The organism is Agromyces bauzanensis, from assembly GCF_014645655.1.
GTDB lineage: Bacteria > Actinomycetota > Actinomycetes > Actinomycetales > Microbacteriaceae > Agromyces > Agromyces bauzanensis.
Window position 1 is genome coordinate 25,990 of the sequence record NZ_BMMD01000012.1, and the last position, 24,971, is coordinate 50,960.

At 69.2% G+C, this 24,971-nt stretch carries 25 protein-coding genes; 16 read left to right on the forward strand and 9 right to left on the reverse strand.

Annotated elements, in window-relative coordinates; translation table 11 throughout:
- From IEX31_RS11065 to IEX31_RS11085, 5 genes are all read left to right on the forward strand, one after another.
- Nucleotides 1-495 carry an SDR family NAD(P)-dependent oxidoreductase gene (locus IEX31_RS11065; protein WP_229662292.1) on the forward strand — a complete coding sequence of 165 codons (495 nt, stop codon included), beginning with the start codon at nt 1-3 and terminating at the stop codon, nt 493-495.
- 311 nt (nt 496-806) lie between these two features.
- Nucleotides 807-1,655 carry an alpha/beta fold hydrolase gene (locus IEX31_RS11070; protein WP_188743495.1) on the forward strand — a complete coding sequence of 283 codons (849 nt, stop codon included), beginning with the start codon at nt 807-809 and terminating at the stop codon, nt 1,653-1,655.
- The gene (locus IEX31_RS11075; RefSeq protein WP_188743496.1) at nt 1,652-2,593 is read left to right on the forward strand and encodes a quinone oxidoreductase family protein; all 942 of its coding nucleotides are present in this window, start codon (nt 1,652-1,654) and stop codon (nt 2,591-2,593) included. Before IEX31_RS11070 ends, IEX31_RS11075 begins: the two co-directional genes overlap by 4 nt.
- A 19-nt stretch (nt 2,594-2,612) precedes the next feature.
- Nucleotides 2,613-3,164, forward strand: coding sequence for a TetR/AcrR family transcriptional regulator (locus tag IEX31_RS11080; RefSeq protein ID WP_188743497.1), 552 nt, complete (start codon nt 2,613-2,615; stop codon nt 3,162-3,164).
- A gap of 204 nt (nt 3,165-3,368) precedes the next feature.
- Complete coding sequence (locus tag IEX31_RS11085; RefSeq protein ID WP_188743498.1) at nt 3,369-5,462, forward strand: alpha-galactosidase; 2,094 nt, start codon at nt 3,369-3,371, stop codon at nt 5,460-5,462.
- Nucleotides 5,463-5,553: 91 nt separating this feature from the next.
- On the opposite strand, the gene IEX31_RS11090 is transcribed toward IEX31_RS11085, so the two are convergent.
- Nucleotides 5,554-7,152, reverse strand: coding sequence for a glycoside hydrolase family 16 protein (locus IEX31_RS11090; RefSeq protein ID WP_188743499.1), 1,599 nt, complete (start codon nt 7,150-7,152; stop codon nt 5,554-5,556).
- A 182-nt stretch (nt 7,153-7,334) separates the two neighbouring features.
- Nucleotides 7,335-8,732, reverse strand: a complete 1,398-nt coding sequence (locus IEX31_RS11095; protein ID WP_188743500.1) for a serine hydrolase domain-containing protein — start codon at nt 8,730-8,732, stop codon at nt 7,335-7,337.
- Between the two features lie 92 nt (nt 8,733-8,824).
- Here IEX31_RS11095 and IEX31_RS11100 point away from each other — a divergent pair, with 92 nt between their 5' ends.
- From IEX31_RS11100 to IEX31_RS11115, 4 genes are read left to right on the forward strand one after another with little or no spacing between them, the layout of a single operon-like run.
- Complete coding sequence (locus IEX31_RS11100; protein WP_188743501.1) at nt 8,825-10,108, forward strand: apiosidase-like domain-containing protein; 1,284 nt, start codon at nt 8,825-8,827, stop codon at nt 10,106-10,108.
- Complete coding sequence (locus IEX31_RS11105) at nt 10,105-10,962, forward strand: NAD-dependent epimerase/dehydratase family protein (RefSeq protein WP_188743502.1); 858 nt, start codon at nt 10,105-10,107, stop codon at nt 10,960-10,962. The genes IEX31_RS11100 and IEX31_RS11105 overlap by 4 nt, the downstream gene beginning before the upstream one ends.
- Nucleotides 10,959-12,107, forward strand: coding sequence for a galactonate dehydratase (dgoD, locus tag IEX31_RS11110; RefSeq protein WP_188743503.1), 1,149 nt, complete (start codon nt 10,959-10,961; stop codon nt 12,105-12,107). Before IEX31_RS11105 ends, dgoD begins: the two co-directional genes overlap by 4 nt.
- A 21-nt stretch (nt 12,108-12,128) precedes the next feature.
- Nucleotides 12,129-13,166 (forward strand): LacI family DNA-binding transcriptional regulator, encoded by a 1,038-nt coding sequence (locus tag IEX31_RS11115; RefSeq protein WP_188743504.1) that lies wholly within the window; start codon nt 12,129-12,131, stop codon nt 13,164-13,166.
- 384 nt (nt 13,167-13,550) lie between these two features.
- Here the strand turns inward: IEX31_RS11115 and IEX31_RS19290 are convergent, their stop codons facing one another.
- Nucleotides 13,551-13,676, reverse strand: a complete 126-nt coding sequence (locus IEX31_RS19290; protein ID WP_268236982.1) for a hypothetical protein — start codon at nt 13,674-13,676, stop codon at nt 13,551-13,553.
- A gap of 99 nt (nt 13,677-13,775) precedes the next feature.
- Here IEX31_RS19290 and IEX31_RS11120 point away from each other — a divergent pair, with 99 nt between their 5' ends.
- Complete coding sequence (locus IEX31_RS11120; RefSeq protein ID WP_188743505.1) at nt 13,776-13,940, forward strand: hypothetical protein; 165 nt, start codon at nt 13,776-13,778, stop codon at nt 13,938-13,940.
- Nucleotides 13,941-14,119: 179 nt separating this feature from the next.
- A complete protein-coding gene (locus IEX31_RS11125; RefSeq protein ID WP_188743506.1) occupies nt 14,120-14,872 on the forward strand; it encodes an IclR family transcriptional regulator in 753 nt (250 codons plus the stop codon).
- A 9-nt stretch (nt 14,873-14,881) separates the two neighbouring features.
- On the opposite strand, the gene IEX31_RS11130 is transcribed toward IEX31_RS11125, so the two are convergent.
- Genes IEX31_RS11130 through IEX31_RS11150 form a run of 5 tightly spaced genes read right to left on the reverse strand, consistent with a single transcriptional unit; the run spans nt 14,882 to nt 19,571 of the window.
- Complete coding sequence (locus tag IEX31_RS11130; protein WP_188743507.1) at nt 14,882-16,075, reverse strand: MFS transporter; 1,194 nt, start codon at nt 16,073-16,075, stop codon at nt 14,882-14,884.
- 45 nt (nt 16,076-16,120) lie between these two features.
- Nucleotides 16,121-17,062, reverse strand: a complete 942-nt coding sequence (locus tag IEX31_RS11135; protein WP_188743508.1) for a glycine betaine ABC transporter substrate-binding protein — start codon at nt 17,060-17,062, stop codon at nt 16,121-16,123.
- Between the two features lie 58 nt (nt 17,063-17,120).
- Nucleotides 17,121-17,912, reverse strand: a complete 792-nt coding sequence (locus IEX31_RS11140; protein ID WP_188743509.1) for an ABC transporter permease — start codon at nt 17,910-17,912, stop codon at nt 17,121-17,123.
- On the reverse strand, nt 17,909-18,907 hold the full coding sequence (locus tag IEX31_RS11145) for an ABC transporter ATP-binding protein (protein WP_188743510.1): 999 nt from the start codon (nt 18,905-18,907) through the stop codon (nt 17,909-17,911). Before IEX31_RS11145 ends, IEX31_RS11140 begins: the two co-directional genes overlap by 4 nt.
- Nucleotides 18,908-18,926: 19 nt before the next feature.
- Nucleotides 18,927-19,571 carry an ABC transporter permease gene (locus IEX31_RS11150; RefSeq protein WP_188743511.1) on the reverse strand — a complete coding sequence of 215 codons (645 nt, stop codon included), beginning with the start codon at nt 19,569-19,571 and terminating at the stop codon, nt 18,927-18,929.
- Between the two features lie 164 nt (nt 19,572-19,735).
- Between IEX31_RS11150 and IEX31_RS11155 the strand changes: the two genes are divergently transcribed.
- A complete protein-coding gene (locus tag IEX31_RS11155; RefSeq protein WP_188743512.1) occupies nt 19,736-20,572 on the forward strand; it encodes a nitrilase-related carbon-nitrogen hydrolase in 837 nt (278 codons plus the stop codon).
- A gap of 32 nt (nt 20,573-20,604) precedes the next feature.
- Nucleotides 20,605-22,245, forward strand: a complete 1,641-nt coding sequence (locus IEX31_RS11160; RefSeq protein ID WP_188743513.1) for a CocE/NonD family hydrolase — start codon at nt 20,605-20,607, stop codon at nt 22,243-22,245.
- Here the strand turns inward: IEX31_RS11160 and IEX31_RS11165 are convergent.
- Nucleotides 22,203-22,904 carry a hypothetical protein gene (locus IEX31_RS11165; RefSeq protein WP_188743514.1) on the reverse strand — a complete coding sequence of 234 codons (702 nt, stop codon included), beginning with the start codon at nt 22,902-22,904 and terminating at the stop codon, nt 22,203-22,205. The genes IEX31_RS11160 and IEX31_RS11165 overlap by 43 nt on opposite strands.
- 168 nt (nt 22,905-23,072) lie before the next feature.
- Between IEX31_RS11165 and IEX31_RS11170 the strand changes: the two genes are divergently transcribed.
- From IEX31_RS11170 to IEX31_RS19595, 3 genes are all read left to right on the forward strand, one after another.
- Nucleotides 23,073-23,162 carry a DUF2264 domain-containing protein gene (locus tag IEX31_RS11170; RefSeq protein ID WP_229662293.1) on the forward strand — a complete coding sequence of 30 codons (90 nt, stop codon included), beginning with the start codon at nt 23,073-23,075 and terminating at the stop codon, nt 23,160-23,162.
- A gap of 493 nt (nt 23,163-23,655) precedes the next feature.
- Nucleotides 23,656-23,793 (forward strand): hypothetical protein, encoded by a 138-nt coding sequence (locus IEX31_RS11175; RefSeq protein WP_188743515.1) that lies wholly within the window; start codon nt 23,656-23,658, stop codon nt 23,791-23,793.
- A 53-nt stretch (nt 23,794-23,846) separates the two neighbouring features.
- Nucleotides 23,847-24,584, forward strand: coding sequence for a putative quinol monooxygenase (locus tag IEX31_RS19595; RefSeq protein ID WP_373285519.1), 738 nt, complete (start codon nt 23,847-23,849; stop codon nt 24,582-24,584).
- The last annotated feature ends 387 nt before the right edge of the window (nt 24,585-24,971 follow it).

The following is a 24,971-nucleotide window of genomic DNA, read 5'->3' on the forward strand; positions in this document are numbered from 1 at the left end:
ATGGGTCGTCGCTGCCTTCCGCCCCAGCCGGCCGATCGCACATGGTGGGTCAGGCCGCGAGAGGGTAGGACCGGAGGCCATCCTCCGTCTCCCGTGTGGAACTCGAATGCCGGACAGGCGGTGGTTGTCACTCGCGCGAGTGCTGGGATCGGGGCGGCCGCGGCGTGGCGCATCTCGGCGGGCGGAGCGACCGTGATCGCGTTGGGCCGATCCCGGGCGCGCACGGCCGCGGTCGCCCCGGACCTGGGAACTGATCCGATCGGGGCCGACTTCCCATGCGAGGATCAGGTCAGGATCGCCGCCGAGACCCTCCTCGACCGCTATCGGAGAACCGATGTGCTCGCGAACAACGCCGGCGGGATCATTCCTCAACGCGAGATCACCAAGGACGGCCACGAGCTGACCTTCCAGTCCAACCACTCGCTGGATTCCTACCCACACAACTGCTGCTGCCGCGACTGGTCGAGAATGCCCGCGAGTCCGAGGTGCGGATGATCATGACGTCCAGCCTCGGCAACCATTGAGCGACGGTGAGGCTCGACGGCCTCGAATGGGAGCGACGTCGCTACGGCACCGGCTGAATCGTGTACATCGCCCTCCACGACATGACGATCTCGGTCGGCGACAGTCGCTACGAGGTCATGAAACTGCCTTGGGTCCGGGAAGCCTGTGCGGGAGTCATCCTCGCGCGGAATCCTTTCATCGAACGCGGGCAGCAGTCATCTACCAGGTTTCTGTGTCCGCCGGTACAACCGATCCTATCTTCCGATTGACTGACCAGTCAGTCATTGTCTATTGTGGGTGGCATGAGCGACGGGTCGACGAGTCGGACGGACCGGGGTCAGCTGATCCCGACCCGTGCGGGCAACGTGTTCGTGAGTGTCGATGAGGGCGACGATGATCGGCTGACGCTCGTGTTGCTGCCCTCCGGCGGGCATTCCCGCCACGACTGGGACGCCGTCCGGCCGATACTCGCCGCGCACTCTCGCACGGCCGCGCTCGACTGGCCGGGGCATGGCGACTCACCGCCACCGGACTCGCACTGGATGGCGGATTCCGACGGCTTCGCGGATGTCGTCGAGGACGTGGTCGATGCGGTGACCGGTGGTCCGGTCGCGCTGGTCGGCAACTCGGTCGGCGGCTTCGCCGCCGCACGGTTCGCCCTCCGGCACCCCGAGCGCACTCGCGCGCTGATCCTTGTCGACACCGGCGGATTCATCCCGATCACACTGAAGGTGCGGCTGTTCGACTGGGCGATGGGGCATCCGCGATTCCTGCGCGCGATCTACCCCCGATTCGCCCACTGGTACGTGCGCGCCGACACCCCGGAGGCGAGGACGGCAGAGCAGACGGCGGTCGCGATCGCGACCAAGCCGGGGGTTTCAGAACTGCTCAGCGTCCTGTGGCGGGGCTTCTCCGAGCCGTCCGCGAGCCTGCTCGGCGAGGTGGAGCAGATTACCGCGCCGACGCTCGTCGTGTGGGGCGCGCGCGACCCGGTCATCCCGGTCAGCGCTGGCCGGGAGTTGGCTGCCCGGCTGACGGACGCACACCTGTCGGTCCTCGACACCGGCCACGTCCCGGCGGCGAGCCGGCCCGCCGAGTTCCTCGAAGCGGTCCTTCCGTTCCTCCTCGGCGTTGCAGAGGCCAGGCGATGACCGCGGGGGCGATGCGTGCGGCGGTCGTCGCCGAGCTGGGCGGCGCCCCCGAGGCCGCAGTCTGGGCATCACCTGATCCCGGTGCCGGCCAGGCCCTGATCCGGGTGAGCGCGGCGGCGCTGAATGCCGTCGATCTGCTCATCTCTGGGGGTCGCCACCCGGCCGGGTCACCGCCGCTGCCGCACGTGCCCGGTGTCGAAGGGGTCGGCGTCGTCCTGCGCGCGCCGACGATCGCCGCCGGGACGCGGGTCCGGTTCCAGGTGCTCGGAGGTTTCGCCCAGGGTTCGCTCGCCGAGCTGATCGCAGTCGACGAGGCCGCGTGCGTCGAGGTCCCCGACGGCATCGACGACGAGACGGCTGCCGCGGCTGGCGTCGTCGGTGTCAGCGCGCTGGTCGCCCTCCGCGATCGCGCCCTGCTCCAGCCGGGTCAGCGCGTGCTCGTGCTCGGCGCCACCGGCGCCTTCGGCCGCATGCTCGTCCAGTTCGCCCGGCTGCTCGGGGCGAGCCGGGTCGTCGCCGCCGGCCGTGACCGCGATCGCCTCGAGCCGCTTCTCGCCATCGGCGCCGACGAGACCCTGACGCTCGACGCGCTCGCGGGCAGTTACGACCTCGTCGTCGATCCGCTCTGGGGGCCGGCCGCCGCTACGGCACTCGGCGTGCTCGCGCCTGGCGGTACGCTGCTCAACGTTGGCCAGGCCGCGGCGGCGACGAGCGAGCTCGACGCCGGCCTGCTGCGGCACACCGGTGCTCACGTCCTCGGCTTCAGCGGGACGCGGCTCGCCCCGGATGCCGTCGCGGCGGCGTATCGTGAGATCGCGGCGCATCTCGCAGCGGGGCGGGTCCGGATCGAGTCGGCCGCCTACCCGCTGTCCGACATCGCGAGCGCCTGGGACGTACAGGCCGGATCGCCCGGCCACAAGGTCATCCTCGTACCGTAGGGACCCGGAGATCCGCCGCATGCCAGAGACCACCCACCCCACCCGGCAACTGCTGCTCGACGCCGGCCTTGCCGCCGCCGAGTCCGGAACCCTCGCAGGGACCACGGTCGACGATGTCGTGCGCGCTGCCGGGGTCTCGAAGGGCACGTTCTACGTGCACTTCACGGACCGCTCCGCCTACCTGGTCGAGCTGCATCGCTCGTTCTACGACGCGCTCGGTGCCCGGGTGCGCGCGGCGATGACCGACCTGCCGCCCGGCGCGGATCGGCTCAGGCGCGGCACCGAGGTCTACCTCAATGCGTGTCTGAGCGCACGAGGCGTCAGGGCGATGCTGCTCGACGTCCGCAGTGACCCTGTCGTTGCCGTCCGCATTCGCGAGCACAATGCGCACTACCTCGACCTCGTCGCCGAGGACCTCGACGCGCTCGCTACGCCGGATCCCGGGTCGGCCGGGCGGCTGTTCGTCGCTGCCGTCCATGAGACGGCGCTCGCCGAGCTCGAGGAGGGCCGTGAGCAGCCCAGACTCCGGCGGGCGCTCTGGCGCATCGCAAGGATCGCGCCTACCCGATGACGTCGGAGCCGAGCAGGCGGATCACGCCGTCGGCCTCGTGACCGGCACGGGCGAGGAGTGCGAGGCGCTGGACGAACGCCGAGCCCGTGGCCGATTTAGTCACCACTGGCGGTCATGGTCGGACTGCGAACATAATTGAACCGGTTCAGCACCCATTGTTCGACTGCGTCGGACTGCGGCGGTCGGCGTACAGGAATGAGAAAGATGAGCGACATCATCGAGTGGGGGAACAGTGCCGTCACCCTGCGGATCGCCCTGGACGGCGAGGGCCGCGCCGTGATCGTGGGGCTCGACCTCACCGGAACCGCTCCCGACGACATCCCAGCCCGCATCGCCACGACGCCGAGCGAGGTTCTGGTCGCAGGCGGCCGGCTGCCGACGGCGCAGCGGCACATCGCACTCGGCACGTCGCTCGAGCTGCGCTACGTCAGCCACGAGATCGCCACGAATCTCGCCGGGTCGACCCTCGAGCTCGTCCAGCGCGCCCGAAGCGGGATTCGCCTCCGCACGACGTTCACGACGTATGGCGAGTTGCCGGTCATCCGGGTGTTGCAGGAAGTCACCAACGACTCCGAGACACCCGTGACACTCGAGCACCTCTCGAGCCTCACGCTCAATGGCTTCGTGCGGTTCCGCGACGCGGACTGGCGAGAACGCACTCGCCTTCGCATCCCTCACAACACGTTCTACGCGGAGTTCAACTGGACCGAGCACACGCTTCCATCGCTCGGGATCGTCGACGTCGGATTCGCCGAGACCGGCGACCATTCCTCGAAGTCCCGCATCTGCGTCTCCAACGTCGGCTCGCAGTCGACGACGGAGTACCTGCCGATGGGCGCCCTCCAGGACCTCGGTCGTGACCGTACGTGGGCGTGGCAGATCGAGGCGAACGGGTCCTGGCAGTGGGAGGTCGGCGACCACCTCGCTGCGATCTATCTGTCGGCCGGCGGTCCGAACGACCAGGAGCATCACTGGCACCGCGTACTCGCGCCCGGCGAGTCGTTCTCCGCGGCGCCGCTTGCGATGGCATGCACGCCAGGCCGCCTCGAGGACGCGCTGCAGGCGCTCACACGCTACCGGCGGGTCGTGCGGCGACCGAATGAGGACGACGAACGCCTCCCGATCGTCTTCAACGACTTCATGAACTCCCTGATGGGCGATCCGACCGAAGAGCGTCTCCTCCCTGTGATCACAGCTGCTGCGGCGGCGGGGAGCGAGTACTTCTGCGTTGACGCCGGGTGGTACGCCGACGAGGCCGGGTGGTGGGACACCGTCGGCGAGTGGCGGGAGTCGTCGGTTCGCTTCCCCCACGGCTTCGTTCGGATCTTCGATGCGATCCGAGATGCGGGCATGATCCCGGGACTCTGGCTCGAGCCGGACGTCGTGGGCGTCGAGAGCCCCGTGGCGGCGGAGTTGCCGCCCGAAGTCTTCTTCCAGCGCCACGGCGCGCGCGTCGACAGCCTAGGTCGGCATCAGCTGGACTTTCGCAATCCCGCTGTCGTCCGGAGACTGGACTGGATCGTGGATCGCCTGATCGGCGACTATGGGCTTGGCTACCTGAAGTTCGACTACAACATCAACGGTGGCATCGGTACGGACGTCGATGCCGACAGTTCCGGCGACGCCCTCCTGGAGCACCATCGTGCGTTCCTCAGGTGGATCCGCGCCCTGTTCGAGCGTCATCCCGGGCTCGTGATCGAGGACTGCGCCAGCGGCGGCGCGCGCGTCGACTACGCGACGCTGGCCGAGTTCTCGATCCTCTCGACGAGTGATCAAGCGGACCACGTCCGCTATGCGACGATCGCGGCGGGCGCGCCGAGCGGCGTGACGCCGGAGCAAGCGGGAGTCTGGGTATACCCGCAGCCCGAGTTCGGCCGCGAAGAGCTGCGCTTCGCGATCGTGAACGGGATGCTGGCGCGCCCGCAGCTGAGCGGCGGCATGTGGAAGCTCGACGAGTCCCAGTTGGCCACGGTGGCCGAGGCGATGGCGATCTATCGAAGCTATCGGGACCGCATACCCGAGATGGTCCCGGTGTGGCCTCTCGGCCTGCCCGGCTGGTATGACGACTGGGTGGTGCAGGGTCTTTCCGGCGACAACGGAATACTGCTGGCGGTGTGGCGGCGAGGCGGCGGGCCCGACACCATCCGCGTACCGTTGCCGGGATCGGAGCCGGGACCACGTGTCAATGTGCTGTTCCCCACCGACGTGGCGACCGGTCTCGAGTGGGACGACGAAGGGGCGTGCCTCCTGGTCACGCTACCCGAGCCGCTTGCGGCGCGCCTTATCGGGATCGGATGACGCGTCGCCGCTCACGCGGCCGGCGACGAGACTCCGGGCACATCGCCCGTCCCGCGTGCGGACGGGCGATGTGCGCGGACGGGGATCGCCGTCAGCCCCCCGGGGCCGGCGAGAGCTCCGCAGCGGTGACCGCGCCGAGCTGGTAGACCCTGACGTGGTCGACGTCGAACGCTGCGGGGAGCTTGTCCACTTCCTCGCCGTTGTGCCCGCCCCACCGTCCGCCGAACGCGTGGTTCAGCAGCAGCGTGCCGGGATTGGCGAGCGGTCCGTCCACGCCGCTGCCGGGCAGGCCCCAGCGATACGTCGCGCACGCGAACTTCTCGCCGTCGGCAAAGAAGCAGACGCGGTCGGGATACCAGGCGGCACCGACCTCGACCCACTCTCCTGCGAGGCCGCGATCGGCGTGCCAGTCGTGATACGTCGTGTCGAACCCGACCTCGTCGCCCGCCGAGCCGTCGAGCACGTCGCCGAAGTCGAACCATGTGATGGGTCCGCACTCGTTCCCGCACAGGTAGTCGACGAGTCCGACATGGTACTGATTGTCGAACTGGCCACCGGTCGGGAAGGTCCCGTCGTTGTTGTAGGGACCCTCGTAGAAGTCGATCTCCGGAGGCCAGCCGATGGGGATGGTACCGTCACCGAAGCCGTTGATCGTCCAGAACGCGGGGAACGTGCCGAGCACCTTGGGCGCACGGACCCGGGCCGTGAGGTAGAGCGGCGCGTCCCACGTCGGGAGGAACTCCTCCTTGGATCGGATCATCGCCGACTCGTACTGCAGCACGGGCGCATCCTGCCGCGTGTGGGTGGCCCACAGCGAGAGGTAGCCGTCCTGCACGGTGTGGAGCTCCTGCCCCTCGCTGTTGACGTCGCGGTAGACCTCCTCCTCCTGTGGCAGCTCCCATTCCGGTGCGTTCGGCGCCGGGCGGATGTCGAAGCCGCCGAGCGTGTCGTGAAAGCCATACGCGGGCGGGTACGCCCGGGAGAAGTCGTAGGTGCCGTCGCCGTTGTCCAGGACGCCGGTGTTCTCCGAGATCTCCTCGATCCTGGTGTCGTACCAGCCGGCGATCGCGGTCTCGCCTGCGGCCGCGGCTTTCGCGGACTCATCCTTGTACTGGTTGAGGATGGTCGTCGTCCGGCCCGTCTCCCGCTCGGTGAGCGGCGCGATGTGGTAGCAGCCGGGATCCGAACTCGTCAGCTCCTCCTGCGAGGGCTGGGATGTCGGCTCCCAGAACTGGTACCTCGTACACCAGTCGTCGCGATCGAGCTCCGACCCGCTGAACTCGTCGGAGAAGACGAGCTCTGCGCCGGAGGGGTGTGCGTCCGCGCCGGTGTTGTCGACCTTCACGAGAACCGTCTCGATCACCTGCGGGAGCGTCGTCGAGGAGCTCCAGCCGATCGCGACGAGCGCGCGGTAACCATCCTCGAGCTGCAGGGTGTCGACAGTCGCGGTGGCGGATGCGCCGTCCGGCGCGACATCCGCGACGGCCAGCTCCTTCCCATGTGAGTAGAGCACGACCTTGCCGAGGTTGGCGCCGGAGAACGCGAACTCGGTCGTGTCCGACACCGTGGATCGCGGTGCGGGCGACTCGAGCTCGAGGGTGGCCTTCGACGAGTGGGAGCTGCCGAAGGTGAGGGATGCTGCTGAGGCTGCCGGTGTCGCGAACAGGACGGCTGCGATCCCCGCGCTCAACGCGAGAACAGCCGTACCGATTCGGCGACTGCGTCGGCGCCAGAGGTGAACCGGTTCAGTTTTCATGCGACCTTCCTAGCAGATCCTCCCGCCGGATGTCACGGATCTGCCGAACACGTATGAAACTCGGCATGGCAGACTCGGCCCCGGGTTCGGCGGCAGGCGCTGACGACTCGCGCCGGTCAGACCACGACGCGCTCGAGCTCGGCTACGAGCAGCGCGCCGAACGCGACCGTGTGCTCGATGCGACCGCCGCCCGCGGCGAGCGTGATCACCCAGCGGAACGCCGTCCTCGTGAAGAGCACGTGCACGTCCACTGCGCCGTCCGCACCGATCGCGTATGAGGCGGCGACCGGCTCCTCGACCCCGCCGACCGCGCTTCGGCCGGGCGACCAGCGGCCGTGGGCGGCGCGTATGCGATGGACCTCTCCCGCTCGGACGAAGGTGATCGCGACGCCGCCCTCGCCGGGCGCCAGCGTCATGGACTCGATTCGCGCGGCGTTCGGCATGGCCGTGTAATGACGCCTCGGCACATGGCCGGCGGCGCCCCGCGGGAGCGGCACGACGAGATCCGGGCGGCCGAACGGTTCGCCCGCGAGTGGCTCGTCCGGAGCGGCATCCAAGCGCCCGAGCAGCGTCGTCCAGATCGCCGTGATCTCGAGCTCCATGTGAGGCTCGCCCGCCGTCAGAGCCACCACCATGTCCTCTTGGGGCCAGACCAGGATGTACTGGCCCCACGCGCCGTCGGCGCGGTACGCGCCGTGTCGCGTCCGCCAGAACTGGTAGCCGTAGCCCATCGCCCAGTCTTCGCCGAGGTCGTCGTTGCGGCAGTCGACGTGCCGCGAGGTGGCGGCGTCGACCCACGCCGACGGCACGAGCTGCCGACCCTGCCACTCGCCGCGCTGGAGGAGCAGCTGGCCGATGACCGCCATGTCCAGGGGCCGCAGCGACAGCCCCCAGCCGCCGACGTCGACACCACGTGGGCACTGCTCCCACGTCGGCCGTTCGATGCCGAGGGGCCGGAAGAGCCGCGACTCGAGGTAGTCGGTCAACCGCTGTCGCGCATGTCGCTGGACGATCGCCGATAGCAGGTAGGTCGCGCCCGAGTTGTACACGAAGCGCGTTCCCGGCTCGAGATCGATCGGCAGCGCGAGGATGGCGCGCACCCAGTTCGTCTCGCTCCGTCCGAGCGTCCGCCCGAACGGCTCGACCGTGTCGGCCGCGTGCCCGCTCGTCATCGTCAGCAGGTGTTCCACGCGCAGGTCGCGCAGTCGCGGCTGCGGGTGCTCGGGGACGTCTTCCGGGAGCAGGTCAACGATCCGATCGTCGAGCGCGAACAGTCCCTCGTCGATCGCCAGGCCCACGGCGAGCGACGTCACGCTCTTGCTCACCGAGAACAGCGTGTGCGGCTCGTCGACGCGGTACGGATGCCACGCCGCCTCCGCGACGACGGCGCCGGCGCGGACCACGACGACACTGTGGACGCCCCCGATGCGGTCGAGCTCCGACACGAAGTCGCCGATCGCAGCTTCGGGGATCCCGGCCGCGGCGGGCGTGGATCGGCTCGGGCGGATCGTCATCGGACTCCTCTCGGATGAGTGTGACGTTAGTGTATCCTGAACCGGTTCAGATTCGCATCGGCGCGAAGCACGCGCCGCTGACCGAGGACGGGATGAACCCCTTGTCAATCAACATCACAGCGTCCGGCACCGGAATCGAGCGCGACGGAGCGTTCCTACCGCTGCTGATCGACACGAACTGGGCGGCCTTCTCCGACGTGCCCGAGGGCGAGTGGCGCCTGTACCTCCGACTGCGCCGTCGTCAGGGCTTCACCGCGGTGATCGTCACGGTGCTGCCGATCGTGCACGACCGCACCGAGGGACGCGAGAGCCGCTACCCCTTCGCCCGGCGCCCGGACGGCACGTTCGACTGGGCGACGCCGGAAGCGGACTATGTCGGGCATGTCCGGCGGTACGTCGAGATCGCACGCCGCGAGTTCGGTCTCGAGGTCTTCGTCACCGTGCTGTGGAACAACTACCTGCCCGGGACGTGGGGCTCGCGACTCGAGCCGTACGTCGTGATGCCGGCCGACGTCCGGCGCGCGCACGTCGAGCGAGTCGTCGACGCGCTCGCCGATCTCGAGCCGGTCTTCGTCGTCAGCGGCGACGACGGCTTCGACTCGGCGGAGGCCAATGACGCCTATCGCGAGACGATCGCGACGATGCGCGAACGCGCTCCGGATGCGCTTGTGACCACCCACGGAGCGCCCGCCGCCCAGATCCCGGACGACATCCTCGATCGGCTCGACCTGTACCTCTTCCAGTCCGGGCACAACGTCGCCCAGCAGGCGCTCGCCTGGGAGACAGCTGAGCGTCTCGCGGCGCGGACGCCGCGCAAGCCCGTCGTCAACGTCGAGCCGCCCTACGAAAGACACGGAATGGTCGGCGGTTCCGGTCGCTGGAGCAGTTCGGACGTGCGGCGTGCCTCGTGGGCGGGCGTGCTCGCCGGGGCCGGGGCAGGCGTGGGCTATGCCGCGCATGGCGTCTGGATGTGGTCGACCGCAGAGGGCAGGTTCCTCTTCGCTCACGGGTCCCAGGAACCGGCGACGTGGGTCGAGGCGATGACGTTTCCCGGCGTGCACGACATCGCGCTGCTCGGATACCTCATCCGCACGCACCGGCTCGACCGTACGACGCCGGGGTCGCACCCGCTCGCCGAGATCGATCCGCGCTTCCGTCTCGCGGTCACCGCCGACGACTCGCTCCTCGCCTTGTACTTCCCGTATGATCGGCCCGTGGAGCTTGCCCGCGACTTCGCGGACTACGTCGTTTCGGCTTGGGACCTCGCCGCCCGGGCGCCGTTCGTCCCCGAACTCATTCGGGAGGGCAAGGCGACTCACCTCCGCCCGGCAGGCGTCGCGGAGGACGCGCTGATCGTCGCCGAGCGGCGCCGATGAGCTTGCCGAGGGTGCTCGTGACCGGCGGTGGCGGACTGGTCGGCTCTGCCGTCGTGCGGCGCCTCCTCAACGTCGGCCATCCCGTCACGATGATCTCCCGATCGAGCCAGACCGCTCCTGAGGGCGTGCGCGTCGTACGCGGTGACATCCGCGATCCGGACGTCGTGACGGCAGCTCTTGCGGACGTGGACGCCGTGGCCCACCTCGCAGGGATTCCGAATGCCTGGGACGCGGCACCCGAGCAGGTGTTCGCCAACAACGCGGAGGCCACCTTCACGCTGCTGTGGCGGGCAGCGGAGGCCGGCGTGCGCCGTTTCGCCGTCGCAGGAAGCGTCAACGCGACGGGACTCATCATGAACCCGCGTCGGCACCTCCCCGACCGCTTTCCCGTCGACGAGCGGACGATCGGCGAGATCGCCGACCCGTACTCCCTGAGCAAGCGAGTCGACGAGCTCACCGCGGAGGCTGTCGCGGCCCGGTTCGCGGCGACGATCGTCGTGCTGCGGCTTCCGCTCGTCGTGCCTCCGGCGGACGCGGAAGGCCTCCTCGCCTACCAGGCCGAGCGGTCGGCGCAGTGCGCCGGCGACGGCTGGGGATGGCTCGACTCGCGCGATGCCGCCGAGGCGTTCCGTCTCGCGCTCACCCGGCCCCTCAGCGGATGCCACACGCTGCAGGTCGCCGCGAAGACGGTCTTCAGCACCACGCCGACCGAGGAGCTGATCCGCACGTTCGCGCCGGGCGTGCAGAGAGCCACCGCCTATCCCGGTCGCACCGCTCCGATCGATACGACGCTCGCGGAGCGCATACTCGGCTTCGTCCCTCGCTACGACGAGCCGGGTCAGGAGGATTCGTGAAGATCAGCTCCGTCGAGACGTTCATCCTGGGAGAGCGGCAGCTCCTCGTGCGAATCGGCACCGATGCCGGGCTCGCCGGATGGGGCGATGCCACCCTCGAGCATCGCGTCGGCACGGTCGCCGCGGCGATCCGGGAGATGTCCGGACTGCTGCTCGGGAAGGATCCCCTTCCGGTCACCGATCACTGGAACCGCCTGATGCGCAGCGGGTTCTATCGCGGGGGCGCAGTGCTTTCCTCGGCGGTCGCCGGGCTCGATCAAGCGCTGTGGGACCTGCGCGGGCGGCACTACGAGGCGCCGATCCACGTGCTCCTCGGCGGCCCCGTCCGCGAACGCGTCCGGCTCTACACCCACACGTGGGGTAGCCCGGGGCAGACCGGCAACCCCGAGCGCGCGAGGGAACTCGCCGAGCGCGGCTACACCCTCGTCAAGGCGTCGATCGCAGGGCCGGTCGACTTCCTCGCCCGCCCGGAGCACGTCGCTCGTTTCGTTGCTGACCTCGAGGCCCTGCGCGAGGCGGTCGGTCCGGGCGCCGACTTCGCGATCGATCTGCATGGCCGTGTGTCGGTCCCGCATGCGCGCAGGCTCGCCGATGCCGTCGCGCACACCGCGCCCGCGTTCCTGGAAGAGCCCCTTCGGCCGGAGCACTCGCGACAGCTCGAGCGTGTCACGGCAGCGACCACAGTGCCGATCGCCGTCGGCGAGCGCCTCTTCTCGCGCGAGGAGTTCCTGCCCGTGCTGCAGGCCGGCATCGCGATCGCCCAGCCCGACCTCTCGCATGCGGGCGGGATCACGGAGTGCTTCCGCATCGCGACGCTCGCCGAGAGCTTCGACGTGCAGATCGCACCGCACTGCCCGCTCGGACCGGTGGCGCTGGCCGCCTGCGTCCAGCTCGACCTCGCCGTGCCGAACTTCTACGCGCAGGAGCACATCATCGACCTCGGGTCCGCGGCATCCGACGATCTGAGCATCCTCACCGATCCCGGAGTCCTGGTCGCCCGGGACGGTCACATCGAGCGCCCGACGGGCCCCGGCCTGGGCATCGACATCGACGAGGAGCTCGTGCGGCAGCGCGCCGAAGAGGTCGGCATCCCACACGGCAACCCCGCGTGGGACTACCCTGACGGGAGCTTCGCAGAGTGGTGAGGCAGGGATGAACGGGAAGCGATGAGCAGGGAAGCGGGCCGGCGTCCGGTGCGGATCAGCGACGTGGCCGCGGCGGCGGGCGTCAGCAAGGCGCTCGTCTCCTACGCGCTCAACGACCGCCCGGGCGTGAGTGAGTCGACTCGTGCGCACATCGCCGCGGTGGCCCGGAGCATGGGGTGGACGCCGAGCGTTCGCGCGCGTTCGCTCTCCTCCAACCGCGCGTACGCCATCGGCCTGGTCTTCGAGATCAGCGTCGAAGCGCTCGCGTCAGACGAGTGGGTCATGAGCTTCATGGCGGGGATGCAGAGCGTGCTCGCCGCGGCGCAGTACGCGCTGGTGACCGAGGTCGTCGCCGACTCGGCCACGGAGATCGCTGCCTACTCCCAGCTCGCACGCGACGGCAGGATCGACGGCATCGTCCTGATGGACCCGCAGCGCGACGATCGCCGCATGGCGATGCTCGACGACTTGGGCCTCCCGTACGTCAGCCTGGGGCCGACCGCGAGGCCGACGGACATGCCAGTACTGGTCTACGACGAGGCCCCGGCGATCACCGCGGTGGTCGATCACCTCGTCGGACTCGGGCATCGGCGCATCGCACAGGTGTGCGGGCCGCAGACGACTCCGTCCGCGTCGCTGCGGCGACGACTGTACCAGCGAGCGCTTGAGGCGCACGGCGTCGACGGCGGATGGTGGATCGAGAGCGACTACACCGCGCCGGGCGGACGCAACGCGACCACCATGCTGCTCGCCGATCCCGATCCGCCCACAGCCGTCATCTACTCGAACGACATCATGGCCATCGGCGGAATGAGCGGTGCGATCAACGCCGGGCTCCGCGTTCCCGACGACCTGTCGGTCGTGGGCTGGGACGGGATCACCGTGGCCCAATATCTCCATCCGGCACTATCGACCGTGAGCCAGCACCCGTACGAGGACGGACGCACAGCGGCGAGCGTGCTGCTCGAGGCCATTGAGGGCCGGAGGTTCCAGCAGACCGTGTCCACGGCCGACCCGACGTTCGTGCCGAGGGAGTCGAGTGCGCGCGCCCCGAGGTGACGCACGGCCTCTCGACGGGACTCGCCCGCAACTTCCGCTTCGGTGCGCAGAAACCTCCATCACGACCGCGAACGAGGCCTGATCGACCCTGCGGTGCAGTTTCTGCAGCGAACGGAAGAACGACCCGCTCTGCAGCTTCGGCGGTCGCAGTTCGAGATGCCGGCGGGCGCGCGCCGCGACGACAGCCAGGTGTTGGGGGCCACCTTGGCCCGTCGCGGCGCGCTGAACCGCAGGGGCGTACAGTTCCCGCACACTCTGACCTCGACCGGACATCAACGGCAACGAACGAAACACGATGTTCATCGTGGCCACGCTCTCATGACGCGATGTGACGTGAGCCGGACAGAACCCTCCAGCCCGCGGCTTCCTGCCCATGCTGCTCGGTCACGTTCCCCGCGTGCGCGGCAGGAGCTGCGACATCCGCGGCGGTGGAGCGGAGGGATCGTAGCCGGCGGGCCACCAGCCGAAATCCTCGGCGGTGCCATGCACGCGATCGAAGGAGTCCTGCATAGTGGAAGGCTGGCATCAGAAGTAAGCAGTGCTCAGAATCTCGCCGAAAGGATGCTGCATGCGCCGGGGATTCGACGTGATCCTGACCTTCGTGGACTCGTGAACCCGAGGGACCCCGGCTACGCCGAGGTGGAGGGCTCGCCCATCTCGGACACCTCGTACGCGACGTACTACGGGATCGGCGCCGCATTCTTCGGCCTGATCACCATCCTCTCGGTGGTCACCCGGTTGCCCGCGGCACGGCGGCCGTGCCGCGGGCATTGAAAACCCGTGTGCCGCTTCAAGGATCTGTTCTCGCCGGACGGCCGGCGCGCTGGGATGCGCGGACTCGGGTCGTTCGCCACGGCGGCTTGAGTATTCTTACTCCAACAAACTGTGTCAATGAGTTGTGCGCACGGTTGCTATATTGGCAATAGCTGTTGACGCATAGTCCGGGAGTGCACATGGCCGTGGAACGGGTGTCGTCCCTGGACAAGGCGCTGAACGTGCTGCTCACCCTGCGCGACGACGGGACGTCGGCGCACGCCGTCGGCGACATCGCCCGGGCAACGAATCTCGACAAGGCGCAGGTGTCGCGCTACCTGCAGACGTTCTCCCGCTACGGACTCGTCGAGCGGCTGCCGGGTCGTCAGGGGTATCGCCTCGGCTGGGGCATCGTGGCCCTGTCGCAGCAGGCCTTCATGTCGCGCGTGCTCACGATGGTCGGGTCGCATATCCGAGCGCTCTGCCGATCGCTCGAGGAGTCGGTCTTCTTCTCGGTGCGCGAGGGCGACCATGCGGTCACGCTCACGTCTGCCGAGCCGGAACGACGCCTCTACAGCCGCTCGTGGAACGGCCGGCCCTTCTCGCTCGTCGGGTCGGGGGTCGGGTACGTGCTGCTCGCCGAGTGCCGGGACGAGGAGTTGCGTCAGATCTGGGAGGCCGACTCCGGGAGCCACTCCTGGGAGCGGGTGCGATCCGGCGTCGACCAGGCGCGCGAGCAGGGGTTCGTGATCGTGCGCGACGAGTTCTCGGAAGGCATCTCGGCCGCGGCGTTCCCCCTGCGGTTCGAGCGGAACGGACAGGCGACGCTCGTCGGCGCGCTCTCGGTCTCGGCCCCGAGCGAGCGGTTCGAGCGGCATTGCGACGCGATCGTGAGCGAGCTGAGGGATGCCGCGGCCCGGCTCCGGACCGCTATCTCGGCCGACCCCACGTGAGGCCACCGGTCAACTCGTCGTCGAGCCGAACGCGCGCCACGGGTTGACGGTGACGAGCGCGACGAGCACCCCGAGCACGACGAAGAACAGCCCCGCGATCGGCAGGTATTGCCCGGTCGAGTCGATCACCGCGCCAGAGATCGTCGAGCCGACGCCCTGCGCGACGAGCTGCGAGCTCGTGACGATGCCGAACACGATGGGCTGCAGCCGTGAGGCGAACGCGCGCGAGGACTCGAAGAACACCGCACCCGTGAGCGGCGACATCGCGAAGCCGAGAGCGAGCAGCGCGACGTCGAAGAGCAGGCCGCTGCCGGTCGCGACCGGCAGCACCGCGACCGTCATCGCGATGAGCACGCCGAACACGAGCCGCCGCCGCCGGATGCCGTCGCGATTCACGACGACCGACGCGATGGTCGAACCCACCGACCAGATCGACACGGCCAGTGCCTGCAGCTGCGGCACGTCGACGGCATGCAGGATGACCGGCAGCACGAGTCCCGAGACGAACATGATGCACGCGACGGTGATGACATACACGCCGATACGCGGCTCGGTGAAGACGGATGCCCAAGCCCGGGCGGCCGGGAGTGGAGTCGTGTCGCCGCGGCGCATCGCGGCGGCGAATTCCGCCGCGGGGAAGGCGACCAGATACCAGGCGAGTCCGATCGCGACGATCGCGGTGAGGATCGCGTAGATGCCGCGCACGCCGACGAGCGGGCTGATGACGATCATGAGCGCGGGTGCCACGATCCACGAGACCTGCACGAGGCTGACGTCCCAGGAATAGGTGCGCAGCAGCTTGGGGCCGTGCGTGAGCACGGGGTAGGTCGATCGCGCTGAGATGTGCGTGGCGGGAAAAGCGATGCCGAGCAGGAGCGCTCCCGCCCAGAATGCGACAACCCCGAGCTCGGCGAGGCCGAGCGCGAGCAGCAGGCCGATCGTGATCACGCCGCTGACCGCGAGCACGAGGCGATGCGGATGCCGCGTGAGCAGCCACCCGGCGACGAGGCCGCTGATCGCCGATCCGGCTGAGAACAGCAGGATCGCGGTGCCCGCCGCCGTGAGTCCGAAGGGCTCTCCCTGGATGACGAAGAGCACTGAGAACACGGTGACCGGCAGGCGCACGATTGCCGTCGCGACGAGCAGCTGCCGGACCCGTCCGCCCGGGGGGGTTCGGGCGGACGGGGAGGGGGCGTGATTCATGGTCGGAGATGCGTGGCCGCGGCGCGGCGCCGCGGCCACGCGAGCTCAGCCGACGAGTCCCTCGCTCTCCAGCCACTCGGCGGCGACGTCCTCCGGCTCCTCGCCGTCGATGTCGACGCGCGCGTTCAGTGAGCGCATGACGTCGTCGGTGAGCTTCTCGCTCAGCGCCGTGAGCGCGTCTTCGATCTCGGGGTGCTCATCGAGTGTCGACTGCAGCAGCGTGACCGCCCCGCGGTACTCGACGAAGAAGCCCAGGTCATCCTCGAGCACGACGAGCTCCTCGGAGTCGATGCGGGCATCGGTCGTCGAGACCTCTCCGAACGTGCAGGAGTCGCCGACCTGGGAGAAGATCAGGTTGAAGTCGAGTTCGACGATCTCGTCGTACGGGCTGCCGTATGCGGCTTCGAGGCCGGGCAGACCGTCGTCGCGCCCGATGAACTCGCTCGCTGCGCAGATCGAGTTCTCGTCTGGGTGCTCGGCGACATACTCGGCTGCGTCCGAGAGTGATTCGACGCCGGACTCGCCGACCCACTCCTGCGCGGCCGCGACCGCGTAGGAGTTCTCGAAGGGCGCCTGCGCGATCCACGCGACGTCGTTCGTATCGAGGTCTTCCGCTGCCACGACGTCGAACAGCCCGTCCGGCACGTCCTCGGTCGTATGGCCGAGGTAGTTGACCCAGCCCGTGCCGGTGTAGTCCCAGTAGACGTCGATCTCACCGGAGAGCAGCGCCTCGCGCACCGTCGAGCTGCCGGTGATGCCGGTTCGGTCGGTCGTCGTCGCCCCCTCGGCCTCGAGTACGAGCTGGGTGAGCTTGCCGAGGATGATCGACTCGGTGAACTCCTTGGAGCCGACGACGATCTCGGCTCCCGAGAGCGCGCCGTCGCCGGAGGGCGATGGCGCGCTCTCGGCGCATCCGGACACGAGCAGCGCGATGCTGGCGGCGGTGGCCACGGCGAGGTGCCGTGTGCTGAGCGGACGGTATGTCATGGGTTCTCTCCTGATTCGTGAGGGGTGCAGGCGACTCGGGGGGTAGAGTGTTGGCGGATCAGTCCGGGGATGGGGACAGCGCGCGTTGGCCGAGTCCGACGGCGTAGTCGATGGAGAGCGCGACGATCGCCGTGAGGGCGGCGCCGACGATCTGCACGACCGGTCGGTTGTTCGCGAGGCCGGCGACGATGATCGTGCCGAGCCCGCCGGCGTTGATGTACGCGCCCAGCGTCGTGCTCGCGACGTTCATGATGAGCGCGGTTCGGATGCCGGCGAAGATCGTCGGCGCAGCGAGTGGCAATTCGATGTGCGCGATCCGTTGCCATTCCGTATGTCCCAATCCCTTCGCCGCCTCGATCGCCGCAGGTGACACTTGCTGCACGCCGGTGACGGTGTTGATGACGATCGGCACGATCGAGCACAGAACGAGACCGACGAGGGCGGCGGTGAACCCGAGCGTTCCGGTTGCGACGGCGATGAGCACGAGCACTCCGATCGTCGGCAGCACCTGGGCGAGGTTCAGTACGGGCATGACGAGGTCGTGTACGGTGCGCAGTCGTCGACGCGCGAGCAGCACCCCTATGGGAACACCGATCACGATCACGATGGCGGTCGCGACGACGCTCAGCACAAGGTGGGACACGAGCGTCTGCACGATCGTGTCGGCATTGAGGCTGCGCTGCTCGATCGAGTCGAGTGGTCGTGACTGCACGAACGTCCAGAGCAGCAGCGCGCCGACCAGGATCGTCAGGGGCGTGAGCGCCCGGATGAACACGCTCGAGACGCGCGCCCCCCGCACTTCGCGCGCCCCCCGCACTTCGCGCGCCTCGCGCACCGCGAGCGTCGTCATCGGGCGACCTCCCGTTCGGCGCCCTCGGCCTCGCGCAGTGCGAGGCGCAACCGGTCGAACGAGAGCGTGCCGACCGGTCTGCCTCCGTCCACGGCAGTCACGACGACGTGATCCGCGTGCGAGTGCAGCAGTGCGTCGAGTGCCTGGTGCAGCGTCGACGAACCGGCGATGCGTGGGGCGTCGGCCGAGGCGTCGGCGAAATCGACGAGCGGGACATCCGAGATGCGCCGCAGCTTGAGGCGCTGCAGTGCGGCACCGTCCCCGACGAAGCGCCGCACGAAGTCGCTCGCGGGGCGGGCGAGCACGGCATCCGGGGTGTCGTACTGTGCGAGCGTGGCGTTCGAGTCGAACACCGCGATGCGGTCGCCCATCTTGACCGCCTCGTCGATATCGTGCGTGACGAACAGGATCGTCTTGTGCATCTCGCGCTGCAGTCGGAGCAGTTCGCCCTGCAGTTCGACGCGGGTGATCGGGTCGATCGCGCCGAACGGTTCGTCCATGAGCAGCACGTCCGGGTTCGCCGCGAGGGCGCGGGCGACGCCCACGCGCTGCGCCTGACCGCCGGAGAGCTGCGCCGGGTAGCGATCGCCGAAGTCGCTCATCGGCACCCCGACAAGGTCGAGCAGTTCCGCGACCCGGTCGTGCGTGCGGCGCTTGTCCCAGCCGAGCAGGCGGGGCACGGCCGCGACGTTCTGCGAGATCGTGTGGTGCGGGAAGAGCCCGACCTGCTGGATGACGTAGCCGATGCTGCGGCGCAGCGCCGTGGCGTCGACCTTCGAGACATCCTTGCCGTCGAGCGAGATGCGGCCGGAGCTGGGCTCGATGAGGCGGTTGACCATCTTCATCGTGGTCGTCTTGCCGCATCCCGACGGTCCGACCAGGGTGAGGATGGCGCCGCGCGGGATGCGGAAGTCGAGCCCGCTGATGGCCGCGCGGCCCGCGCCCGGGTAGGTCTTGGTCACGCCCTCGAAGGCGATCAGGGCATCGTCGATCATGGTGGGCTCCTTGGAGCGGTTACGAGAGGGACTGCGGTACGGTCAGCCGGCGCAGGATGGTGAAGAGCGCCTCGGAGAGGACGCCGACGAGCACGACGCCGAGCAGGCCCGCGATCACGAGATTCAGGGCGACTGGGGTGCCGACCCGGTAGAGGCCGGTGAAGATGAACTCGCCGTACCCGGGGCCGAGCACCGTATACCCGAGCGTGGCGATGGCGATGAGCATGAGCGAGGCCACGCGCAGCCCGGCGAGGATGACGGGCCAGGCGAGCGGCACGCGGACGTTCCAGAACTGCTGGGCGGGAGTGAGGCCGATCCCCTTGGCCGACTCGAGCGCCGCCGGGTCCGTGCCGCGAAGTCCGACCACCGCGTTCCGCAGGATGGGCAGTACGCCGTAGAGGGTGAGTACGACCAGCACGTTCACGGTGCTCAGGCCGAGGGGACTGATGAGCAGCACGAGCAGCGCGAACGACGGGATCGTGAAGATCACGCTCGCGACCGCGAGCGTGAGTTCGCGGAAGGCGGGCGCCCGGTACACGAGCATCGCGAGTCCGACCCCGACGATCGTCGCGAGCACGAGGGAGGCGCCCACGATCAGGATGTGCTGGCCGCCGAGTTCGACGAAGTCGTCGCCGCGCGAGAACAGGAACTCCCAGAACGTCACGTACGCCTCCTGTCGGCTTCTCGATTGATTGTGCGCTTAGTTTCACATAACGCATCGCGTGTTGAGCCTGTTGCAACGAACTAGAAACGGAGTTGTAACAGCCGGGTCGTAGCGTTCGGTGCCAGAACCGTCGGCCGGTTCATCGTCGAGACAGGGGAGCGCGCATGGCACGGATCGCGGTGGCGCAGTTCGCCCCGCTGCTCGGAGACGTCGACGCGAATCTCGAACGTGTCACGCACATCGCCGCCGAGGCGCGAGCGGGCGGCGCCGGCCTCCTCGTCACGCCCGAGCTCGCCCTGCACGGCTACGACTTGGGAGCGATCAGCCCTGAGACCGCGATCGCCGCGACCGACCAGCGGCTTCCGGAACTGACCGCGGGCGGCATCGACGTGCTCCTCGGCTACCACGAGCGCCGCGGTATGCGGTTGCACAACTCGGCGAGCTATCTCTCCGCGGGCGGCACCGTGCACACCCAGCGCAAGCTCTACCTGCCGAACTACCTCGCCTGGGAAGAGAAGAAGCATTCGAGCGCGGGCCAGGCGCTGCGCGCATTCGACACCGGCATCGGCCGGGTCGGCGTCGTGATCTGCAATGACGCCTGGCAGCCCATGCTGCCCTGGCTGCTCGCGCAGGACGGGGCGGAGGTGCTGTTCATGATCGCCGACAGCTCCGCCGACGTCGACGCGGACCAGGTCGACAACGTCCGCTACTGGGGAGACCTGCTCGAGTTCCATGCGCGCATGTGCCAGAGCTGGGTCGTGTTCTGCAATCGTGTCGGTGTCGAGTCGGGGGCGACGTTCTGGGGCGGCTCGCGTGTCATCGACCCGCGCGGTGAGACGGTCGCGGCGGCCGCGCTCTGGCGGGAGGAGCTGCTGCAGGTCGAGATCGACGTCGAGTACGCGCGCAGCGAGCGTCGGCGGCTGCCCCTGCTCGCGGACGCGCGGCTCGGCCTCCTTCGACGCGAGATCTCGCGGCTCATCGAAGCGGGTGGCGACCTCTGACGCGCCAGCCCCGGCGGATCGCCCCCGCGCCCGTGCCGGACGATGCGAACGACGTGCGAGTGGCGATGCGCGACGGCACCGAACTCGCGACCGACCTCTACCTCCCGGATCGCGCCGCTCCCGCGCCGGCGATGCTGGTGCGCATCCCGTATGACAAGGATGGCGAGTCGGCGTTCCTGCCCGAGATCGCGCGCGCCGCGACGGCCCGCGGCTACGCCGCCGTGATGCAGGATGTGCGTGGCAGGTACCGCTCGGACGGCGCGCCGCTCTTCGGCGTGCACGAGGCGCTCGACGGCTACGACACGATCGAGTGGATCATCGCCCGACCGTGGAGCGACGGCTCGGTGGTGATGTGGGGCGACTCGTACTTCGGGCTCACGGCGCTCGCCGCCGCATCCACCGGTCACCCCGCGCTGCGCGCGATCGCGCCCCGCGTCACGGGAACGCAGCTCGGGCGCGTGCTCGAGGTCGGCGTCGGAGTGACCGACGTCGAGCAGTCGAGCTTCCGCGAGCTCCTCGCCCTGTACTTCGCGACCCACGAGACGATCGAGTGGCCGGTCGATTGGTCGGCGCGTCCGCTCGCCGCCGAGTTCGAGCGCTGCTTCGAGGCGATCGGCACGCGCTCGGAGAGCTATGACCGCGAGGTGCGGTCACCCGGCGGGCTGACCGCGCTCCGACTCGAGGACCTGCTGAGCGCGCCGCCCGTGCCGATCCTGTTCACGGCCGGCTGGTTCGATGCGTTCGCGGCGTGGTCGTGGCACGACCTCGCCGGACTGCGCTCGCATGCGGGCTGGGCCGAAGGCCTGCGGATGCGACTCGAGGCGATCGACCATCACAACGGACGCTTCGCGGAGGCGTTCGGCGGTGCATCCGCCGCGCCGAGTCCCGTCGCGCGCGTGCTCGGGCCGGCGCTCGACTTCTTCGATGATGTGCTCGGCCGGCCGGGCACCATGCCCACGCCGCGGGTCGCCTTCGAGGTCTGTTATGGCGACTGGGGGAGCGCGACGTCGTGGCCGCCGGAAGCCACGACGCGTCTGACGCTGCACGGCGCCGTCGCGGGGAGCTCACGAGCCGGCGCGCTGACGGTGGACTCGCCGGCCGAGCCGGGCGAGCTCAGGTGGTCGACGGACGGGGTCGACCCGGTGCCATCGGTCTCATCGGACCCCTATCGGATGCTCACGACGGCGCGCGACCTCGCACGCGACGCGTTGCGCCCGGACGTCGCATCGCTCGACTCCGCTCCCTTCCCGGAGGGTGTCACGCTGCTCGGCCCGATCGACGTGACGGCGGAGCTCCGCACCGACGCGCATCTCGTGGACCTCTTCGCGAGGTTGCTCGACGTCGCGCCGTCGGGCTGGGCATCGCTGATCGCGCGCGGGCAGGTGCGCGTTCGCATGGATGCCGCTCCGCGCAGCGTGCGCATCGATCTGCAGCACGTCGCCTACCGGGTGCGACCGGGGCACCGGTTGCGCCTGCATCTGGCGAGTGGCGACTTCCCCCAGTTCATGTTCCTCGGCTCCGACGGAACCTCCGGCTGGGACGCCGAACGCGGCGAGCCCGCGACCGTGTCACTGCCGACCTGGGGCGAGCACGGACTCCGGCTCACCGTGTCGATCGAGCGGGAGGTTCGTCACTTCCCGAACCGCAGGAGGAACGGATCGGTGTCGATGTAGTGGTACGCCGCGTTGTCGATGTTGCTGACGTCCGCCACCGGGCCGACGTCGCGTGCGATGAGCATCAGGCGCCGCCAGGGTTCCCGGGGGCCATCCACGAGTGTGCGCACGATGCGGCCGTCGCGCGCCGTAACGACGAGGTATTCGGGCGAGGGGGGTGGTTGGACCGGGGGATCCTCGGCCTCCTTCCACCCGTAGGTCACGAACCGGGCGAGGCTCTTCACCTCGTCCCAGGCGAACCGCGCCGGCCCGCCGTCGCGGGGGAGATCGCCCTCGATGTCGGTGACGAGGGTGAGTCCGCGCTCGTCTGCGGCGGCTCGCACGGCGTGCCGGGTGGCCCGCATCACGAGCCGGACCACGGACGCGCCTTGCAGCAGTGCGATGAGCCCGGAGACGATGGCACCAGCTATCGCAGCGAGATTCGCCCAGAAAGCGACCCCGAGGCCGTCGAAGATCCCCGTGAACCCGATGCGCCCGAGGTACACCGCCCCGATTCCCGCCGCGATCGCCACCGCCGTGCGCCGGACGATCCGCCCGGCGGCACGCCCGAACGACTCCCGAATCTCGACTGAGGTCGCTCCGCCGCGAAGCCGATCCTGCCTGGCGGCGTGCCGTCGCCTGCCGCGTTCCTCCTCCTCGGCGTACGCTCGGTTGCTCACAGCCCATGCCTCGCTCCACCCCCGCTTGAGCCGATCACTCCCGGTGCTCGATCGTTCCTCGTCCACCATGACGTCGATTGTCTCAGCAGAACGCGGCAACTGAGCGATGTTCACATCGAATTCGCTGTCCCTGCAATGCAGGGCAACATCGGCCGATCATGATCACGCATCCGCCAGACCTACAGCGGCCCCGCCTCCCCGTACTGGGCGAGCAAGGGGCTCATCGGTCTGCTGCTCCCCGAGAGCTCGACCGCGTGAAGCGCGCCGGATCGTACGGGTCGCCGTGCACGGGAGTGACCACTTCGGCATCTCGGAGAGCTACGACCCCTTCTACCGCCGGTCGCGGCGCGGTGCCATCGATCGCGTGCGGCTCGACGGCCGTGTCGCTGTGTCCCGGTCCCGGCTCTCGTGGTCCGATCCACTCGGCGAGCTCTCGGGCGCGCCCGAGCCGGCGGCATCGTGGTCGGCCCGCGGCTCACCATCGCGATCGCAACGCGGGGCGTCGTCGAGGTGCGCGTCGCTCGCCTCGAGGCGGAGCCGCCAGTGGACGCCTCGCACGGGGAGTCCGGTGAGCTCGTCGACCTCGGCTGGGCGGCGATGCCGCGCGATGCCGGCCCGTGGCGCGCGGATGCCGGCGGATGGGCGATCGCGGCCGATATCGAGCCGAAGGATGCTACGGGCGTCGCGCCGACCGTGCGCGTGACGACCTCGGCGGGAGAGCTCACGAGGGCTGCGGCCGCTCACCGGGCACGTGACGACCGGCATCCATCGCGCGCGCGGTGCGAACCCGATGGGCGAGCACGTCTCGGCGGACGGGGCGGAGCTCGATGGCGACGATGTCGTCGTGCGCTGGACCGACGGCAAGGCCGACCGGATCGCGCTCGGATGATAAGTGGCGCTTCTTCCAAATAGGCATGGTGAACCGCCACATGCCCGCTGCCGATGCCTCGGCGGCGGTACGCTCGGTCCGTGATCATCCGGGTCTCCGAGGCGCACGTGCACCGTGAGTCGAGAGACGAGTTCTTGGTGCTTCTCCACGAGCTCGTCGCGACGTTCCCGGACGCCTATGACGGGCTGCTCGGTCACGATGTGCTGATCGATCTCGAGGATCCGGTTCGCATCCAGTACGTATCCCGATGGCGTGATGAGCGGGCGCTCGCCACGTACGCGGGACCTCGCTGGCGCACGGATCCGGTCACGTTCCCCGACGAGGAGCGGTTCCCTGCGGGTCCCGCTGGCACTCAGCCACTTCCGCATCGACTGACTCGCTTCGATCGGTTCCGCGGCCGGTTCGAGGAGCGGGATCAGGGCGGTGACTGGCCCGGCCGAGCCAATTCGCGCGTCCGAAACAGGAGCGCCCGCTTCTGGAAACGAGCGGGCGCACGCTCGCCATCGTGGGGAGTCTGGATCCGGCAAGTCCACGTTGGCGGCTGCGATCAACCGGTTGCCCGCCTCGAACGTGACGATCGAGTCGGGAAGCATCCGCTTCGAGGGATCACGGGGTCGACCTCCGAGGTCGGGCGGTCGCGCTCGTCGCCAAGATCAGCGACGCCGGGGATCGGTGAGCGCGGTGATCGCCGACATCAAGCCCGGACGGTCTCGCTGTGCTCGAGGCTCCCGAGGATGTCGACATCCTCGTCGACAACGCCTGCCAGTACCGCTTCCTGCCGACGACGATGACGGACTCGGCACTTTCTCGAGTCTCGACAGCTGCTCGGACGAGGAGGACGGAGCGCACCCCGCCGCGGCTGCCGCGGTGCGATCCCCCCCGGTCGGCGACGCCGATGAGGAGGGAGAAGGGTCGAGACTCAAGCATCGGAAGAGCCGTTCACCCGCACCAGTATCCGTCGCTGACGGGCACCGGACGGATCGCCGAGCCAGTCGCCCGTTTCGATATCGAGTTCGATGTACGCGCCTTCAAGGTCGTGCAGTGGTGTCCTGCTCGCCCCTCGCACCGTGGCGACGACGTGCGCGCCGTTGTCGCGCTACTGCTTCACGATCGCGAGTCCCAGGCCCGGAGACGCGCCGATGACGAGGACGTTCGTGTGCAGTTCGGCAGTCGTGTTC